Genomic DNA, 18607 nt, shown 5'->3' on the forward strand with positions numbered 1-18607 from the left:
AAATTAAAAAACCATTTAAAAAATGTCGATTATAGTTATTGGAGAACCGAAAAGTTTGATTTATATTTTTCTTGCAATCTGTGTGATTTTCGTAAGCACCATGGTAATAATGAGAAGACCTCTGACTTCCGCAAAATTCACATTTACAATATTTGCAAGTTTTCTATCTCTCTGGAATATCAACGAAAGTTTGTCCTTATTGCTTTCAGATGAAGGAAAATACTTTTCTCAATCTAAAGACATTTTAGAAATACTCACATTTTTTTTCTTGGCTCTGTTTTCACTCAATTTTCCTTTTTACAGAAGAAGAGATACTGTGCCCTCCTACTATATCTCTTTGCTTTTGGGAATCGGACTTACGCTGATATTTTTTACTATTTATCAAAATTTCAGTAAAAGTCAACCTATCGAAAAAGAAGCCAAATCTATCTTGACAAATGCATATCTATGCGCTTCGTTCCTTTTTGTAATAGCAATATCTTTTTTCAAAATCAACAAATCATTTCAAAGACTTAAAAGTTTTTTTATACATATCCTCATTCTTTTTGTATCAATACTCGTATTCATAAACCTATTTGATTCTTTTTTCCCCGGATACTTCTTCGATAAACACAACAGTGGGTTAAAAGTATCGGTAGTAAATGTATTTTTCTTTTCCACAGTATTTTACTTTTTAGTCTATTTCAAATTCTGGGAATTCTATCCCGGAATATTCAGCGTTTTCTATTCACGAGAGTTTTCTACAAAAATCATGGAAAGAATAGCATCTGCTACACCGGAAGGAGCTAAATTTTTAAAAGACGAACTCTGGAAAGCAAACCTCGATGAAGGCTGGAACAACTTCATCGACAACTTTTGGTTCAATATTATAATTGATGAAACATTAGACAACGCAGTAGAGCATGGTGGAAGAAGAATAATGGACGATATTACTGTGCAAGTCTATCAAACAAAGAGCTTTCTCGATTTCTATATAGTTGACCGAGGAAAAGGATTTGATCCTACCAGTGTCCCAAACCCTGCAAGAGAAGATAGAAAGTCCATCCCTTCAGGAAGAGGTATCCACATAATGAAAAAACTATTCAATGTGCGTTGGAATTTTCTTGGAAACGGAATACGTGTTAGAATAAAAAAAGACGATAAAATCGAACTCGATTAGTGCCCTTCAAATTCACATAACGCATATACGCTTATATTGGACTCAGATTCAATTTTCTTAACCCCACCAAGGTCAGGCAAATTAATAATTACTGCAGCCTCATGCACTTTCCCACCTAATTTCTGAATTAGTTTAACAGCAGCGCCTAACGTCCCACCTGTAGCGATCAGATCATCCATCAAAAGTACATTATCACCTTCCACAACTGCATCTTTATGAATCTCGACTTGATCTGTCCCATACTCCAAGGCATACTCTTCTGCAATAGTTTCTGCCGGGAGTTTCCCTTTTTTTCTAATAGGAACAAACCCAACACCCAATTGAAATGCTACAGCAGCCGCAGGTATAAAACCTCTCGCTTCTATTCCTGCCACTTTTGTGATTCCCTTATTCTGGTATCTTGCGACGAAACTACCTATTATTAGGCGAAGTCCTTCCGGATCAATGAGTAGAGAAGTAATGTCTCTAAACATTACTCCAGGCTTTGGCCAATCAGGTATAGTTCTGATTTTAGATTTTACTATGGACATAATTTTTTCCAATCCTTGGGGTGTTTCCTAAAAGTTTATTTATTCAATCTTTGTCAAGAAGAAAGTCTGAAACAAAATTTGTAGGATTGAAGGATTGACAAGATATGAAGTATTATTAAAACACTTGGCACAAGCTAAAAATTATATAGTGACTTATGACTTTCCAATAGGTTTGCTTATTAATTTTTGAGCGATTAGTCTGCAATTCAAAAAAATCATAGTTCAGACATTAAATTCTATAAGGCTTCCAGCTTCGTTAAGATTGTAAAGGAATTGAAAAACCATTGACAAAAAGAAATAAAAGGCGATAATGATGAAAAAGGTGTTCAGTGATTTCTTAGATGAAATAGTTTGAGAAAAAAGAAAAGCCTAAGAAGCCATTGAAGAAAAAACTTGCCTACTTTGCCTAATCTCTTTCTATAGCTTGAATAATTAAAATAAACTTAGATACTTATGACAAAAACGGAAACAAAACAGTTTCAATACGAAATACAAAGCTATCAGGAGGACTGTGTTACAAACATTGTAAGTCTTTTTGAAAGTCTTCGCCAAAAAGTGAATTTTGGTGAGGTATTGACAGCACACCACAAAAAGAACAAATACAATTTTCCTGTTCAAGACACCAAAAACATAGACATAATGATGGAAACGGGAACGGGTAAAACGTTCACGTTTATAAAAACCATTTTTGAACTGAGTAAGCATTTCGGCTACAAAAAGTTTATCGTTCTTATTCCGACAGTCCCAATCCGAGAAGGAACAAAAACAAACTTAGAGGACACCAAAAACTACTTTAAAAGTTTTTACGCCAACGAGAAAGAAAAGGAAATTGAAACCTTTGTTTACGAAGGTGGAAACATTTCAGCCGTTAGACAATTTATCGGGACTTCTCATTTATCGGTTTTGGTAATGACTCCAAGTTCGTTTAACAGTCGTGACAATATCTTAAACCGACCGTTAGAAAAAGACATTAACACGCCTGAATTATTCGTAAGCAATCAGGAACCGCCAAAAACCTATTTGGAATGTTTGAAACGACTGAATCCAATTGTGATAATGGACGAGCCACACCGTTTTGAAGGCAATGCATTTAAAACCTACTTTGACGGTTTTGAAAATTACTTTTTGCGTTTTGGGGCAACATACCCAAAAAAGAAAGACAGTTTAGTACTTTCAAACGTGGCGTATGTGTTGGACAGCATTTCGTCTTTCAGACAAAGTTTGGTGAAGAAAATTGTAGTTTACACGCAAGACGTAGTTGAAAACACAGATACACTCATTGGCATTGAAAACAAAAAAGCCATTGTAAGCACATTAACCAACGGAATTATTGCAAGACGAGAATTAGGCGTTGGTTCGGTTTTCAACGGTAAGAGCATAAAGAAAATAAACAAAGACACCATTGTTTTAGCGGACGACACGATTGAAAAGGTGGACTATTCCTTATCAGACGAATCACTGCGGGCAATGATTAAGGAAGCAATCAAAATTCATTTTGAAAAGGAAAAAGGACTGTTTGAACAAGGAGTAAAAGCACTCACCTTGTTTTTTATTGAAAGTGACACTAATTTATTTCGTGGCGACAATCCTAAAATCAAAAACATATTTGAAGAAGAATACAAAAAGCAATACACAGAAATTATAGGGGCGAAAAATATTTCGCCCAATTATTTAAAATATTTACAAAACGACTTTGACAGCGACAACCTTTTGCAAGTTCACAAAGGCTATTTTTCAGGCGACAAAGGAAATGCTGACGAAAAAGTAAAAGCAGGAGTTGACGAAATTCTGAAAGACAAAAAGAAACTACTTTCTTTTGAAAGCCCTACACGTTTCATTTTCTCCATTTGGGCATTGCAGGAAGGTTGGGACAACCCGAATGTGTTTACCATTTGCAAATTATCCAATCAAGGAAGTGAAATATCTAAGCTGCAACAGATTGGTAGAGGTTTACGAATTTGCGTAAATCAAAACTTACAGCGTAACACACTTAAAAATCTGAATGACGACCAAGAGCATTTTTGGAAAATCAATAACCTTGATGTAGTTGTTTCCAGTAAAGAGCAGGGCTTTGTTGAAGCCATACAAAACGAGATTTTAAGCAACTCATTCCTGATTGCTGAAACCTTTACAGAGCAAGAACTCATTAAGACACTTAAAGAAAAATCGGGCTTTGATGATGATACAATAGTTACTTTGGTTGATGATATTTTGAAAGAAAAGAAAATGATTGTTCGAAAGGCAATTGTTGACGGACAAAAGATTTATGAAAAATCACCTGAGTTCTCTGCGATTTTGAAAGAACAAAATTTGCCCGAAGAACAAGCAAAAGCTATTGAAAGCTTGTTTGCTACTGATACAAATACTTATGTTCAGAAAGCTGAGAAGAAAAAAGAAAAAAAGAAAGTATTCATAAAACCAACACACCTGCAAGAGTTTCAAAATTTGTGGAACACAATCAATAAAAACGCTTTCTATGTATTAGAAACTTTGACCGCAGAACAAGAAAGCCAATTGATACAGAATATTAAAACACAAATTGAAGCCGTAAACATTGAAGAAATTTTATTGCAAACTATGCGGGCAGAACTCAATGTAAATAAATTAGATAAAGATGATGCGGTTACAAGAGAACTAAAAGATACCGTTTCATACAAAAGCAAAGTAGATTATTTGGAGTTAGTTCGCACTTTATCCAACAACACCAAAACTCCTCTTTCCTTTGTGGTAAAAGTGTTCAATGCTTTGAATGATGATTTCAAAACGAAAATGCTTTGCAACAATCCTGAACAGGCACAAAGAGAAATTTCCGAAATAATCAACAAGAACTTAATTGCAATGCTCAAAGCTAACATTAAGTATGACGGTATTTCGACAGGCTCAATATCCGGAACAGGTTTACCAAATGTATTCAAAACTGATGTTTCGACCGGCTCAACACAGGGCAAAACATACTTAGACACAGGAAGCGTTGGGAAATTCCAAAAGGATATTGCAAACGATTTTTCTCTGAAAACCAAATGGGTATTTGAAGAAGTGATTGAATATGATAGTGATTTTGAATTGGAAATTGTGGAGCAAGACCCCGATATTGACAGCATTGAAATATTCGGGAAACTTCCACGACTGAAAATCAAAACACCATTGGGAGATTACAATCCCGATTTTTGCTATGCTATCAAAAGCACAGAAGGCAACAAAATATTCCTTGTAGTGGAAGCCAAAGGTTACAAATCGTCAACTGCAATTCCAGTAGATGAAAAAGGCAAGATTGATTTTGCCAAAAAATATTTTGAGGCATTAGGTGAACACTACAGTCTTCGACAGGCTCAGACCAGCGAAAACATAAAAATTTCATTTAAAGAACGTATCAATAAAACGCAATTGGCGGCATTGATAAAGTCTGAACTATGATTTTAGTGATTAAATGATTTACTATGATTAAGCAAGAATACAAATATGAAGATGTGCATTTTGCTCAAGCAATAATCTACTTGAAAGCATACAATTTAGAAATCGGTTTACTGATAATCTTTGGCGAAAACAGCTTAAATTTCAAGAGACTAACAAATAAGAAATTCAATTCAGAAATCACACAATCACATAAATCAAAAAGATCATAGTTCAGACGAATGGAACAAAATATTATCATATACAATACAGACGATGGTAAAGCAAAAGTTGTTTTATATGCAAAGGATGGTTCTGTATGGATGAGTCAGAATCAACTGGCTGAACTTTTTGCCACCTCCGTACCCAATATTAGTATGCACATATCTAACATACTGAAAGAAGGTGAGTTACAGGCAAATTCAGTTGTTAAGGATTACTTAACAACTGCCTCTGATGGCAAACAATATAAGGTTACATTTTACTCCTTAGAAATGATTCTTGCCATAGGTTTCAGGGTACGAAGCAAAAGGGGAACACAGTTCAGGATATGGGCCAATCAAAACCTTAAAGAGTATATGATTAAAGGGTTTGTGATGGATGACGAGCGTTTGAAAAATCCCGATGGCAGACCCGATTATTTTGATGAATTACTGGAAAGAATTCGGGAGATTAGAGCTTCCGAAAAAAGATTTTATCAGAAAGTAAGAGATTTGCTTTCGCTAAGCAGCGACTACGATGCCACAGACAAAGCGACTCAAATGTTCTTTGCAGAAACACAAAACAAACTGCTCTTTGCCGTAACTCATAAAACAGCTGCCGAATTAATAGCCTCAAGAGCAGATGCTAGTGCGCCCAACATGGCCCTTACTTCCTGGCAGGGTAATAAAGTTAGAAAACAGGATATTATCATTGCTAAAAACTATCTCAAGAAAGATGAAATAGACACCCTAAATAGATTAACCATTATCTTTTTGGAGACCGCAGAACTTCGGGTAAAAGAAAGAAAGGATATCACTCTGGATTTTTGGAGAGATAATGTAAATAAGATATTAGAGCTGAACGACAAAGAGGTTTTGAAAAATGTTGGCTCGGTATCCAGCAAAGAAATGGAGAAACAGGTGAAGCTCATCTATGAAGAGTTTGACCAAAAAAGAAAAACTTTTGAAGCCCAACAATCCGATTTAGACGACTTAAAAAATATTGAAGAGAAAATAAAGAGGAAAAAATGAGCAAAGAACTATTTATAAAAGTAGGATTTACGGTTATGGGAACAGAAACCGACAAACTACCACAATTCAATAGTTTAAGAGAATTGCAGGATTTTATCAGGGCAAATAATCTAGATGACCCCGAAACGCTCGAAAATCATAGTAATCCCTTAATCAAAAAAATCATAGTACAGACACTTTTGACCTTACCCGTTGACGAAAAAGTAAACGGCTACGGGCTAAACTTTGTAGGTAGAAATTTTGCCAGGGCAAAATACGCGCAAAAAACCGAAAAAGAATTACGCCTGAATCGTTCGTTGAGCGTAGCCGAAACGAACACCCAAAATTTGGTGCTGAAAGGCGATAATTTGGACAGCCTGAAAATACTGAAAAGCCATTACACAGGAAAGATAAAATGTATCTACATAGACCCGCCTTACAATACCACGAGCGATGAATTTGTTTATCCCGATAAGTTTGACAAAGAAGAAGCCGAAGTGTTGGGATTGGCAAACCTAAGCGATGACGACTTTGCACGGATGGATTTTAGCTTTAAAACTAAAAAGAGCCATAATGGTTGGCTAGCATTTATGTATCCACGTTTGTTATTAGCAAGAGATTTATTGAGTAAAGATGGAGTGATTTTTATAAGTATAGATGACAATGAACAAGCCAATTTGAAATTACTTTGTGATGATGTTTTTGGAGAAGAGAATTTTGTGGCGAATTTAATTTGGGAGCGTGCATTTTCGCCTAAAAATGACGCAAAATTTATTTCAAATAGCCATGATTATGTTTTGATGTTTGCTAAAAGTATTAATGATTTTGACATAGGGAGGCTGAACCGAACCGACGAAGCTAATGCTCGTTATTCAAACCCCGATAATGATCCTCGTGGTGTATGGATGTCTAGTGATATTTCTGTAAAAACATACAATGCAGAAAATGATTATCCAATAACAACACCATCTGGGCGTGTAATAGAGCCTCCAGCAGCGCGCTGCTGGAGTCTCTCGAAAAACGCGTTTTTCGAGAGACTCCAAGATAATCGAATTTGGTTTGGAGCAGATGGTAATGGAGTACCTAGAATCAAACGTTTTCTTGCAGAATTAAAATTTGATGGTATGGCTCCAACTTCTATATTGGCTCATAAGGATGTTGGTCACAGCCAAGAAGGGGCAAAAGAGGTGGTTTCTCTCTTTGAGGATAAAGCATCTTTTGACGGACCTAAGCCAGTGAGACTTTTGAAAAGATTATTAACTCTTGCAAATACAGAAGACAATAGCATCATCCTTGACTTTTTTGCAGGTTCAGGCACCACAGGTCACGCAGTAATGCAACTCAATGCAGAAGATGCTTCGACAGGCTCAGCACCCGGCAACCGTAAATTCATATTGTGCCAGATAGACGAACCAATCAAAGAGGACAAACCGGCTTATAAATTTTGCATTGATAATAATTTACCACCGGTAATTTCGAGCATTACCATAGAACGCCTTAAACGTGCAGGAAAAAAAATTGCCAAAGAAATAGAAGAAGCAAACAACAAAAATGCAGGTAAACTGCAATTCGACAATTCGGACACTGAGCGCAGTCGAAGTGCTGATATTGGTTTTAAAGTGTTCGACAGTGTTGAAGCCCCCAAGTTGAAAGTAGATGAAACAGGTCAAATTTCAATTGAGATAAAAGAAAGCGATGCTTTAAGCCGTATTTACAATATGATTTTCACCGTTGGTTTAGACGAGCCAACACAAGTTCCAGAAGAAGTAGTAAAAGATTGCATTTACAAAATCGGCAACCATTATTACATCACCAACAGCGAGCGTATTACCAATGATGATTTTTCAGACGTTATTAATGCTTCGATACGCTCAGCAGGTAAAGTATTCATTGACGGTTGGACAGCCAGCCTAAACGGAACATTACAGAACTATAAAGAGGATGTGAAGATTGTGTTTTAATATATACCCCAACTTCCCATAATTTAGATTATGTCGCATTTTCTATTTGCCATGAAATACTGATTTAGTTTTATGTTACATAGAGTACATCGTATTTTATGTTTATTCTAAAATGTTTAAAGACTTGCAGAATCAGAATTTTTTTTCCATTCTTGCGACTGCACTATAACACTCTACCATGGGTTGGTGCGATCTGTACGATTTTTTTCAGTGTGTCTATCTTTTTCTTTTCTTTGCAAACCTACGCAAATCAAAAACTAAAACCATTAAAAATCGGAGACGACCTGAATTTTGAAGGAATATCTCCCAAGGCAAAGCACCAATTTCTAAAATTTATCACACTCGACGGATTTAGATTGTCTGCCGATTTTTACAAAAGTGTTTCTAAAGAAAGAGGTACTTTCGTAATTGTGCCCGACCTTCATGACGGAACATATCAAAGCGTGAAAATTTTTGCAGAGAAAATGGTTGAACACTTCAATGTTATCATCCTCTACCCAAGAGGACACGTCAACTCCGAAGAATTTTTAGGCACAAGAAAATTCTCTCTCGACTTAGTAAAAACTAAAAAAGATTCATTTCAGTTTATTAAAGACTACAAAGCAATCCTTGAAATCATTCAAGACAGAAAAGGGGAACTCGGTGTAGAAACAAATAAATGTATTTTTGTGACAGGGAGATTTCACTCCAATTTAATTGTAACTGAAATTTTAGAAGGTGTGAGTGGCTTAGTTTTACTATCCGCAAGAAAAGAATTTTACAAAACTCCGACAAGTGAGCACATATCTAAATTGAATCAATTACCGATACTTATTCTTGCGGATAAATATCGAGAATCAGAATTGAAAGAAGCCTTCCAGCCTATCCAAAATTCAAAAATACAGATGGAGTTTTTTGAAAAAATAGGAAATGGGTTTTCAATACTATTAAAAAGACCGGACACCATGACCACTATTCAAAATTTTGCAGAAAGTATTCAATGAAATTTTTAAGACTCTTACTTTTCATATATCTTTTTTGCACACTCACTATAAAAGCCCAAGAACAGCCAGTACGGAATGTGAAGATATTGGTAGGAGGGGACGTTATGTTCAATTGGGGAATCCAAGAACTCAAGACAAGGAAGGGTAATAACGCACCCCTAATTCAATTGAAAGAAATTTTTCAAGAGGCAGATTTTAGAGCAATCAATTTAGAAACCCCTGTAATCAAGAAAGCTTCTTCCGATGAGAGCAAGTCCTATGTGTTTTATTCCAAAGAAGAAGACTTGCTTTCCTTAAAAGAAATTGGAGTCGATCTGGTTTTTCTCGGAAACAACCATTCTATGGACTATGGAATAAAAGGGTTAAAAGAAACCTTTGAGCATCTGTCCAAATTGAATTTTTTGTATGCAGGAGCCGGAAAAAATTTAGAAGAAGCATCCACTCCTATCACCGTGAAAATCAACGAAATTCCTTTTCAGTTTATATCTGTAAGCATGGTTGGAGAATCCAGACTTTTTGCCCAAAAAAAAAGAGGTGGTATTGCACCTTGGCAAAAAAAATTTTTACAAAATAAAAGAAAAGACACATCCACAAAAATTTTTTCTATTCACTGGGGAGAAGAATACCGCCCTGCCCCCTACCCTTCTCAAGTCACCTTAGCTCATTCGCTTATTGATTCGGGATTTAAAGTAGTAGTCGGACACCACCCTCATATTCCTCAAGCAATAGAAAAATATAAAGATGGAATCATTCTTTACTCGCTTGGAAATTTAATTTTTGGGAGCAGAAATCCCTACTTAACTCACAATATCATCGCAATACTTCATTTTGAAAATGAAAAACTTACGTTATGCGAAATTGTTCCGGTATTCGGAAAATTTCAGAATGAAGAAGAGCACATAGTACGACCTTTAGAAGAAAAAAAGGCAAATGAATTTTTACGTGAAATATCCATACTCTCCGAAAAAAGAAACACGAACATAGAAATCAAAAATGGAAGAGGATTTATCTATTTTCGAAAGGAATGATAGGTATGCTTTGCAATATAAAATAAAATAAACAGTAAACCGAAGGACAACATCCCAAGAGAAACTTCGATTAGTTTTAATTTTTGAATACCTATAAGAGAAAGAAAAAAAGTCGGGAAAAGAAAGAAAGCAGAAATTTTCAAAGATATTTCTTTTTCCGATACCCAAAAAAGATAACCGATTAAAGACGCTCCAAAAAATAAAGAAATCCATTTAGTTAAGCTATAGCCTTTTAAGTCTATTAAGTAAACCGCAACCAACTCTTCCGATCTAGCGTTCAATATTTGAGAAATTCTATAATTTTCAAGGCAGTCAAAAACCGCAGCAAGAAGAATCGAAAAGTAAAAAAATATTCTATAAAGATTGGACTCGTTCGCATAACGTATCGAAAGTTCAAAAAGCAAGCTAAAGAATACGACATACAATACGATATAAAACATATCCCAGACCAAGGAATCTTTAAACAACTCTATAGACTCTGTGTGCCTTTCGTCTTCAGGTCCTCCTAAGATATTGTGAATATGCTCTATTTTTGAAGACAACTCCAATGCGATTATAGTAGATTTTAAATTTGAATGATTTAAGTAAACAGGTGGTTTAGAAGTTTTGAAAGTCATAACTATAGAAACCAAAATAAGCAAGAGACCATTAAGAAAAAGCGAATGAATTATATTTTTTTCGTTAAGGTATTGAAAAATCTTCATCTCAAGTGCTCGTTTTCTTTTTCAATACTTCCGATGTACTTTTGTATTTTTCTTAATGCCTTTCCTTCTCCAATAAATTGAATTCCGACCCCATTAGGTTTATCGAACATTTTACCAAGGTTTCTCCATTCTACTTTTGCAAGAATAGAAATTTTCCCGAAATCAGTATCAAAGTGAATCGTTACGTCTTCTTTGTTAGAAAAATTTTCAGGCTCGGTTTCTATAAAAGCACCATGATTAGAAATATTAATCATCTTCCCTTCAAATTCTAATCCACTTTTTGAAAGAATTATTTTTTGATTTACAGTGTATCTTGGTGAATAATATTTTTTTAGAAATATATATAGATTTTTTCGCTTTGTCCAAGGCTCTTCACTAAAATCAAATCGAACAATTGCCCTATCCCCGGAAATTAAAACTACTTCGGAGATTTTAGAACAAAGCTCTACTTTTCCAAAACGAAATAAATCAAAAGTCAAGAAAAACACAAGGCTACTGTTTTTCTCAGGATAAAAATCGAGGTCATCTAAAAAAAATACAACTGTTGCACCACTCTTAGAAATTTCCTTAGTTTCCATCTGATACACTTTTCCAAGAAAATTCAGAGACACAGGAATTCTAGATTTAATTTTTCTTTCAAAAAACATGTATTCTTCTTTCCATAAAGCTAAAACCCATTTTATCTAATCTTCACAGTTTTGCATTGACTTTTTTCAATTCAAGTTTTTTATGGTCAAAGTTGTATAATATTAAACTTCTACCCTTATTATAATCGGCTAAAATGCTGATTTTTTAAAATAAGGGAATTACCCATTAGGAGACTCTATGAAAAATTATGAAGTAACTGCGGTTTTGAAGGAAGGCTCTTCAATCGTAGAAGAAACCAAAAATGCCATCAAAGATATTCTATCTCGGAATTCTGCTGAAATTTCTTCAGAGGAAGACTGGGGCTCTAAAAAAATCTGGCATAAAATCAACGGACAAGAAACAGGGTTCTTTGCTCACTGGAAATGTAAAGCAAATCCGGCAAAAGTAGCTCAAATCAAAGCAGAACTTCTTCTAAACGAGAATATTCTACGCTCCCTTGTAGTAACACAAAACTAAAATGGCAAACGACTTAAATCGAGTTGTGTTAATCGGTCGGTTGACTAGAGACCCCGAATTCAAAATTATCGGGCAAAGCTCAGTTGTAAATTTTTCTTTGGCTAACAATCGAATCTATGTATCCAATGGAGAAAAACGAGAAGAAACTCATTTTTTCGACTGCGAAGCCTGGGGAAAATTAGCCGATATACTCAAGCAATACGCAAAAAAAGGCAAGCAAGTTGCGATTGAGGGAAGACTAAAACAATCTACCTGGGACACTCCTGAAGGGAAAAAGGCAAGTAAGGTCAGAATCCATGTAGAGAATTGCCAGCTTTTGGGCGGGATTTCAGAATCATCTTCTGAAAAATCTACCAGTGTGCCTTACGATAATACCGATTCCTCGAACTACGTTCCGGATTATGCCGAAACGACAGACGACGATATGGTATTTTAATTAAAAACAGTAATATAGAATATTTAAGAGGGAATATGTCAGAGACAGAAATCAAAAACTCCGATAGCGGGGAAATAAAATCTGAAGAAAAATTTGAATCAGGAAAAGAAAGATACCATTACAGAAAAAATTCCGACGAAGACGATGATCTTCGCGGCAAGGATATGGATGGGAAAGGAAAAAAGAATCCAAAGTACAAAAGAAAGATTTGTAAATTTTGTGCAGACAAAACTCTGATTTCCGGGCTGGATTATAAGCGAGTAGATATCTTGGAAAGATTTATCACAAATCGAGGAAAGATACTTCCTCGAAGAATTACAGGAACTTGTGCAAAACATCAAAGACAATTAGTGCACGAAATAAAAAAAGCAAGAAGTATATGCTTACTACCGTTTAAAGTAATCTGAGGTTTTAGACATGAAAGTTATATTACAAAAAGATGTATCCAATCTTGGAGATGCAGGAGATATCAAAGAAGTATCTGATGGATACGCTCGAAATTTTCTGTTTCCAAAGAAATTTGCAATCCGAGCTGACGAAGGCAATACTAAAACTGCCATTCATCAGAAAAAAATGGCATTACTCAAGAAAGAGAAAAGAAAGAAGACAATGAGCGATCTTGCCTCTTCTATCAACGGAAAAGAATTTGAGTTAAAAGTAAAAGTAGGCGAAAAAGATAAGCTATTTGGCTCTGTTACTGCAAATGATATTTCTGTGATGCTGAAAAATTCTGGCTTTGATATTGATAAAAGAAAGATCGAACTTTCAGATCAAATCAAATCTTTAGGTGAATTTAGCGCGAAAATCAAACTTGCAGACGGAATAAATGCCTCTGTTAAAATCAAAGTAGACAAGGAAGTTTAAAAATATCTTTCTAAGATGAATCCTGAACCCCTTTATGAACTGGAAACTGAGAAGTCTTTCTTAGGCACCATCCTCATAAAGGGCTCTATTATTGACCCAAACATTGGACTTTCTCCAGACGACTTCTATCAAGAGTTTCATAAAAAAATCTTTTCAACTATCATTGGTCTCACTGATAAGAATGTCACAATCGATCCAATATCTGTAATTAATGATTTAAGAGAAAAAGCCGGGTTTAGAGACGAGCCAAAAGAATTAGAATATATTTATTCTCTTTACAGAGACACTGTAATTTCTCAACCTCTTAGCTATTTTATAAAAAGAATCAAAAATCTTTCCGATAGAAGAAAATATCTTTCTGTTCTAAGAGAATCTATTCAATTAATCAATTCTGATCCAACAGAAAACGAAAGTCTTTTTTCAAAAATTGAAAAAGACCTTGCAGTAGTTTCAAAAGCTGTTCAATCTCGCGGGCTGCGCAACATGGCTACCGACCAAAATGAATTATTGCAATATATTAAAACTCTATTTGAAAACAAGGGAGAATTATCAGGATTAAAAACCCACTACCCTGAGTTGGATGAATTGACTACCGGTTTAAAAAGCCATGAGCTTATGATTCTTGCGGCAAGACCGGGCAGAGGAAAAACTTCTCTCGCTTTAAACATAGCGGCTAACGTATCTCTAAAAGACGGAAAAGCAGTCGCTATGTTTTCAATGGAGATGAGCCGGCTGGAACTTCAAATCAAGCTGATTTGTGCAGATGCAAGGATCAATTCTACCCATTTAAGAAATGGAGAACTACACAAATCCGATCAACAAAAGCTCAAAGATTCTATTGTAAGAATTTGCAATGCACCGATCTGGATCGACGATTCAGGCTCTTTGAATTTGTGGGAGTTTCGGGGTAGAATACGCCAGCTACTAACCACCCAGCCTCTTTCTCTCATTATTGTTGACTACCTTCAATTGATGAATGACCCGGAAAGCAAGGAAGGTGGACGACAACAAGAAGTTGCCTCTATCTCCAGAAATTTAAAACAGATGGCAAAAGAAGCAAACTGTCCGATAATTGCTCTTTCTCAAATGTCGAGAGCTATTGAGCAGCGATCAAAAGATCAAAGACCGCAACTGTCTGATTTAAGAGAATCGGGTGCAATCGAGCAAGATGCAGATATTGTTGCCTTTATTCACAGAGAGGATATGGTTCGACCTCCAGAAGAAGTGAAACCAGAAATGGTAAACAAGGCAGAAATCATCATAGCAAAAAATAGATCAGGTAGAATGAAATCTTTTTTCCTAACATTCACCCCTGAGTATGGAAAATTTGATACGTTTATGGCGTAGATTTATCTTCTCTTCTTGTTTTTTTGAGAATTCCCAAACCGATTTGATTTTTCATAAACCTTAGGTTTATTTTCTTTTCTTCGATTTGGCCTATTCGAACGATTACGATTATTTTTTTTCTTTTTGTTCTGCTCTTCATAAAAAACTTCTTTCTCAAATAGAAGATTTTTATCGAACATTTCTGTTTCTTTGTCTAACTTTAATTTAAACAATGCTGCTGCAATATCTATCGCAAGATATTTATCCCCCATCAGTTTTTCTATTTTCCTGATATACTCACTTAAATGACCAGCGTCGATAATTTTAGAAATAGTTTTTTGAAAATCCTGTAACTTCGCTTCTTCTAAATCTAATACTGACGGGATTTCTCTTCTCTGTATTTTTACACCACTTTCTCTTTCTATTTTTTTAATGAAATGGATTTGCCTGCCTACAACAAAATTGAAAGCTATTCCTGTTTTCCCGGCTCGCCCAGTTCGACCAATTCTATGGACATAGTCTTCGTCGTCTCTCGGCAAATCGTAGTTAAAAACAGCTTCTACATTATTAACGTCTATTCCTCGCCCTGCTACATCTGTAGCGATAAGAATTTCTACACGACCACTCCTAAAGCCTCTCATCACTTTATCACGTTGATTTTGATTCATATCTCCGTGTAATCCTTCAACAAAATATCCTCGTGCTTTTAAAACTTCAACCAGACTATCTACTTGAATTTTTGTATTACAAAAAACTAAAGCCAACTTTATTTTATAAAACTCAATTAATCGAGCCAAGGCTTCTGATTTTGAATGCTCTTTAATATCATAATAGACTTGTTCTATTTTTGGCGTACTCAATTTCTGATGAGAGACATCAATTACCTTAGGGTTTTTCTGATATCTTTTCATAAGATTTAAAATTTCATTGGGCATAGTAGCCGAAAACATAATAGTCTGTCTATCTTCTGAAGTATTTTTTAAAATGAATTCAATATCTTCACGAAATCCCATATCAAGCATTTCATCGGCTTCATCCAAAATAACCATTTGAATAGAATCCAACTTCATAGATTTTCGTTTGATATGATCAATAGTTCTACCGGGTGTGCCTATTACAATTTGAGGATTTTTCTTTAGTGCTTTCAACTGTCGTCCGATCTCTTGCCCACCGTAAACCGGTACAACACTAAGATCAGTTCTATACTTCAATAGTTTACGAAACTCTTCCGAAACCTGTATCACAAGCTCTCTCGTCGGACACAATATAATTGCTTGCAAACTTTTATTGTTACTATCTAAATTCTCTATCGTTGGAATAGCAAATGCAGCAGTCTTTCCTGTTCCTGTTTGTGCCTGCCCGATCAAATCCATCCCTTTCAAGATCAATGGAATTGCCTCTGACTGAATGGGAGAAGCCTCTTCAAATCCCATATCTGAAATCGCTTCTTTGACCTCTTGAGATATATCTAATTCTGTAAAACTAATTTTTTTCATTATTTTCCTAGTGCCATAACTAGGAAAATAAACTCCCCAAATTAAAGAAGACTTAAATTATTTTTTGTTTTCGATTCTTTCTTCTATCAGTTTGTTTAAAGCCTCTGCAAGATCTTTAAACTCATCTGTTTTACGAAGCCGAATCCTTTCGACCTTCTCACCGGCTAATAACCTATTGATTGATTTTTTAATATTATGAATAGGGCCGGCCATTCTATGAGAATTAAAAATTGTAAAGATTGCAAGTATTACCAAGAAAAGACTGGACAAGACTACAATGGCGTTCACTTGAATGTGAAACCTGTCTAACTTATGATCATAGTCTGGAAGAAAGATTTCTTTTTCGATAAACTTTTCTACTTCGACTCCATTCACTTCTTCAAAACCTTTTTGATAAACCTTGATCGGGTCTTGTCTAAGTTTGAATACTGCGCCACCTTCGTATTTAGTTTCATTCACCCAATACAAAACCCCCAGTGTAACCAAAACGCCAAGAATCAAAATAATTGAATTGTGCAATAAAAATGCGAGCTGAAACTCTTTATCAATAATATAACGGATACGGAATTTTTTTTTCTCAGAAGACATAACGCTTTCCTCTCAATGTATGTAACATCGTATTTAAGAAACTATTTTTTTGTCAAAAGTATTTAAAGTAAACTGAAATATATTTTTTATTTGAGTGCTATGATAGATTGCCCTACTCAATACGAAAAAGCATTAGTTTAAATTGGACACTTCTATAACCTTAGTTCGGTCGATTCTGATTTCTCCCTTTGTAGTGTGAATCAACATCGAACTGTCGTCCATATCTATAATAACTCCTCGAATCACAGTATTATCGTCTAAGATGATTTTTTCTAGTTTATCGTATTCTTCCTTTAATTGAGTTTCTGTTAATGGACCGGTGATCCTTTTTTTGGCTACCTTATCTATAAAAATAGTATCTATTTCAGAAAATTCAGATTTCTCGGTTTGAGTCAAGCGAGATCTTTTAAATCCTTCTAAGGACATTTCAATTTTCTGACCGGGTTCTATCACCTGCTCGCCTACAGGCTCGACTTTTACTTGGTTTTGAACTATTGATAAAGCTACTCTTCCCTCTTGTACACCGACCTTAACTGTATTTCCAGATTTATTCATATCTGACTCGAAATAAAACTTAGTCCCTCTGACCCCTGCAATTGCAGTGGGGGAAACAATTTGAAAATTTGACTTCTTTTGATTTTTGTGAACATGGGCAAACAGTTTTCCTTTTTCTGTGTAGAGCTCTGCCGTATTGTCCTCCCCTTGAATCAATTTTTTCAAAACCACTTCTGAATTTTCCTTGATTCGAATACTCGTGCCAACAGAAAGCCAAATATCTACCTTAGATTGACCCTTAGTGATAATAGTTTGGTTTTCGTATATCTCTGACCCATTTTCCAATTTTACAAAATCCTTAGTAGCCGAAGACTTTAAATATACTTCCCCTGTTAAAAAGGTAACCTTTGCCGAAAATACTTGTTGAGGCTTACCTTCGTTTTGAAACCATGAGTATTTCACGGCAATAGCAATCATCGCAGCAGCACCAAGCCCAATTGCCATATTTTTAAAATTCAATATATAAAAAGTATTTTTTGTTTTCTTATTTTGTAAGATCGCTGAAAAATTTTCCGGAATAGAAATACTTTTTTGTTTCTCTTTGGTGATTTTCTTTTGGATAGATCGAATGGACTCAGACAACTCATTCTCTTCGTTTTGAATTACGGAACGAAAAACCAATCTTTCTATTTCTGAAAATTCTTGAAAATCTTTGTCTTCAATATTCATAAGCTCATACCGTTTTCTTTTGCGTATTCAACCAAATTGGCCAATCCCTTTGTAACGAGTCTTGACGCAGTAGAAATGGAAATATCCATAATCTCTGAAATTTGCTGCAACGTCATGTCTTCCATACTTTTCAAAATTACCGCAGTTTTTTGTTCTTCTGGTAATGTGGATAAATGAGAATACAATTTCTCTTCCATGTCTTTTAATTCATAATTCTTTTCTATAGAAAGAGAATCACTTTTGTACTCAATTTTTTCGTAAGGATTCTCGTTCTTTGTAGAAAATTTCTTTGAATAATTAATCGAGTTATTCCTCGCAATCGTATAAAGAATCATTAGAGATTTATCTAAAGAGAATTCATCTTTTGAATAATATTTATAATAGCTTAGAAAAGTTTCCTGCATTAGATCCAACGCCACTTCTTCATTATTTGTAAACTTATACAAAAAATCGAAAATTCGTTTATGATTTTTTTTATAGATCATTTCCATCAAAGGGTTTTATCTTCCACAAATCCAATAACACTTCTAAAAATAAAACTTCAAGTGAAAAAGCCCAAGACCGTATAAAAAACGAAAAAACAGATTTTCAATTTTGTTCAAC

Annotated in this window: 18 protein-coding genes and 1 pseudogene; 12 read left to right on the forward strand and 7 right to left on the reverse strand. The window is 35.0% G+C overall.

The annotated features are described in order from the left end of the window. The first annotated feature begins 55 nt into the window (after positions 1 to 55). Entirely contained in the window at positions 56 to 1159 is a 1104-nt protein-coding gene (locus tag HS129_15320) for an ATP-binding protein (protein MBE7413405.1), read from the forward strand. On the opposite strand, the gene HS129_15325 is transcribed toward HS129_15320, so the two are convergent. Then, positions 1156 to 1689 carry an adenine phosphoribosyltransferase gene (locus tag HS129_15325; GenBank protein ID MBE7413406.1) on the reverse strand — a complete coding sequence of 178 codons (534 nt, stop codon included), beginning with the start codon at positions 1687 to 1689 and terminating at the stop codon, positions 1156 to 1158. The genes HS129_15320 and HS129_15325 overlap by 4 nt on opposite strands. Positions 1690 to 2142: 453 nt before the next feature. On the opposite strand from HS129_15325, the gene HS129_15330 reads away from it, so the two are divergent. The 6 genes and pseudogenes from HS129_15330 to HS129_15355 all read left to right on the forward strand — a co-directional run bounded on the left by HS129_15330 (position 2143) and on the right by HS129_15355 (position 10262). Next, complete coding sequence (locus HS129_15330; GenBank protein ID MBE7413407.1) at positions 2143 to 5103, forward strand: DEAD/DEAH box helicase family protein; 2961 nt, start codon at positions 2143 to 2145, stop codon at positions 5101 to 5103. A 41-nt stretch (positions 5104 to 5144) separates the two neighbouring features. Next, positions 5145 to 5312, forward strand: a pseudogene (locus tag HS129_15335) (GxxExxY protein). A 9-nt stretch (positions 5313 to 5321) separates the two neighbouring features. Continuing rightward, a complete protein-coding gene (locus HS129_15340; GenBank protein ID MBE7413408.1) occupies positions 5322 to 6311 on the forward strand; it encodes a virulence RhuM family protein in 990 nt (329 codons plus the stop codon). Beyond that, on the forward strand, positions 6308 to 8251 hold the full coding sequence (locus HS129_15345; protein ID MBE7413409.1) for a site-specific DNA-methyltransferase: 1944 nt from the start codon (positions 6308 to 6310) through the stop codon (positions 8249 to 8251). The genes HS129_15340 and HS129_15345 overlap by 4 nt, the downstream gene beginning before the upstream one ends. A gap of 98 nt (positions 8252 to 8349) precedes the next feature. Next, on the forward strand, positions 8350 to 9234 hold the full coding sequence (locus tag HS129_15350) for a hypothetical protein (GenBank protein ID MBE7413410.1): 885 nt from the start codon (positions 8350 to 8352) through the stop codon (positions 9232 to 9234). Between the two features lie 77 nt (positions 9235 to 9311). After that, on the forward strand, positions 9312 to 10262 hold the full coding sequence (locus tag HS129_15355; GenBank protein MBE7413411.1) for a CapA family protein: 951 nt from the start codon (positions 9312 to 9314) through the stop codon (positions 10260 to 10262). On the opposite strand, the gene HS129_15360 is transcribed toward HS129_15355, so the two are convergent. Beyond that, positions 10244 to 10966 carry a hypothetical protein gene (locus tag HS129_15360; GenBank protein ID MBE7413412.1) on the reverse strand — a complete coding sequence of 241 codons (723 nt, stop codon included), beginning with the start codon at positions 10964 to 10966 and terminating at the stop codon, positions 10244 to 10246. The genes HS129_15355 and HS129_15360 overlap by 19 nt on opposite strands. Then, positions 10963 to 11613: a PilZ domain-containing protein gene (locus HS129_15365; protein MBE7413413.1), complete on the reverse strand. Its 651-nt coding sequence runs from the start codon at positions 11611 to 11613 to the stop codon at positions 10963 to 10965. The genes HS129_15360 and HS129_15365 overlap by 4 nt, the downstream gene beginning before the upstream one ends. Before the next feature lie 178 nt (positions 11614 to 11791). On the opposite strand from HS129_15365, the gene rpsF reads away from it, so the two are divergent. The 5 genes from rpsF to dnaB all read left to right on the forward strand — a co-directional run bounded on the left by rpsF (position 11792) and on the right by dnaB (position 14717). Continuing rightward, positions 11792 to 12070, forward strand: a complete 279-nt coding sequence (gene rpsF, locus HS129_15370) for a 30S ribosomal protein S6 (protein ID MBE7413414.1) — start codon at positions 11792 to 11794, stop codon at positions 12068 to 12070. A gap of 1 nt (position 12071) precedes the next feature. Continuing rightward, the gene (ssb, locus tag HS129_15375; GenBank protein ID MBE7413415.1) at positions 12072 to 12506 is read left to right on the forward strand and encodes a single-stranded DNA-binding protein; all 435 of its coding nucleotides are present in this window, start codon (positions 12072 to 12074) and stop codon (positions 12504 to 12506) included. A gap of 164 nt (positions 12507 to 12670) precedes the next feature. Continuing rightward, on the forward strand, positions 12671 to 12913 hold the full coding sequence (locus HS129_15380; GenBank protein MBE7413416.1) for a 30S ribosomal protein S18: 243 nt from the start codon (positions 12671 to 12673) through the stop codon (positions 12911 to 12913). 10 nt (positions 12914 to 12923) lie between these two features. Continuing rightward, positions 12924 to 13370, forward strand: coding sequence for a 50S ribosomal protein L9 (locus tag HS129_15385; GenBank protein ID MBE7413417.1), 447 nt, complete (start codon positions 12924 to 12926; stop codon positions 13368 to 13370). Positions 13371 to 13385: 15 nt separating this feature from the next. After that, on the forward strand, positions 13386 to 14717 hold the full coding sequence (gene dnaB / locus HS129_15390; GenBank protein MBE7413418.1) for a replicative DNA helicase: 1332 nt from the start codon (positions 13386 to 13388) through the stop codon (positions 14715 to 14717). 2 nt (positions 14718 to 14719) lie between these two features. On the opposite strand, the gene HS129_15395 is transcribed toward dnaB, so the two are convergent. The 4 genes from HS129_15395 to HS129_15410 all read right to left on the reverse strand — a co-directional run bounded on the left by HS129_15395 (position 14720) and on the right by HS129_15410 (position 18495). Continuing rightward, the gene (locus HS129_15395; protein ID MBE7413419.1) at positions 14720 to 16192 is read right to left on the reverse strand and encodes a DEAD/DEAH box helicase; all 1473 of its coding nucleotides are present in this window, start codon (positions 16190 to 16192) and stop codon (positions 14720 to 14722) included. Positions 16193 to 16249: 57 nt separating this feature from the next. After that, positions 16250 to 16780, reverse strand: coding sequence for a methyl-accepting chemotaxis protein (locus tag HS129_15400; GenBank protein MBE7413420.1), 531 nt, complete (start codon positions 16778 to 16780; stop codon positions 16250 to 16252). A 132-nt stretch (positions 16781 to 16912) separates the two neighbouring features. Continuing rightward, positions 16913 to 18004, reverse strand: coding sequence for a FecR domain-containing protein (locus tag HS129_15405; protein MBE7413421.1), 1092 nt, complete (start codon positions 18002 to 18004; stop codon positions 16913 to 16915). Continuing rightward, on the reverse strand, positions 18001 to 18495 hold the full coding sequence (locus HS129_15410) for a sigma-70 family RNA polymerase sigma factor (protein ID MBE7413422.1): 495 nt from the start codon (positions 18493 to 18495) through the stop codon (positions 18001 to 18003). The genes HS129_15405 and HS129_15410 overlap by 4 nt, the downstream gene beginning before the upstream one ends. Between the last annotated feature and the right edge of the window lie 112 nt (positions 18496 to 18607).

Source organism: Leptospiraceae bacterium (assembly GCA_015075105.1).
GTDB lineage: Bacteria > Spirochaetota > Leptospiria > Leptospirales > Leptospiraceae > JABWCC01.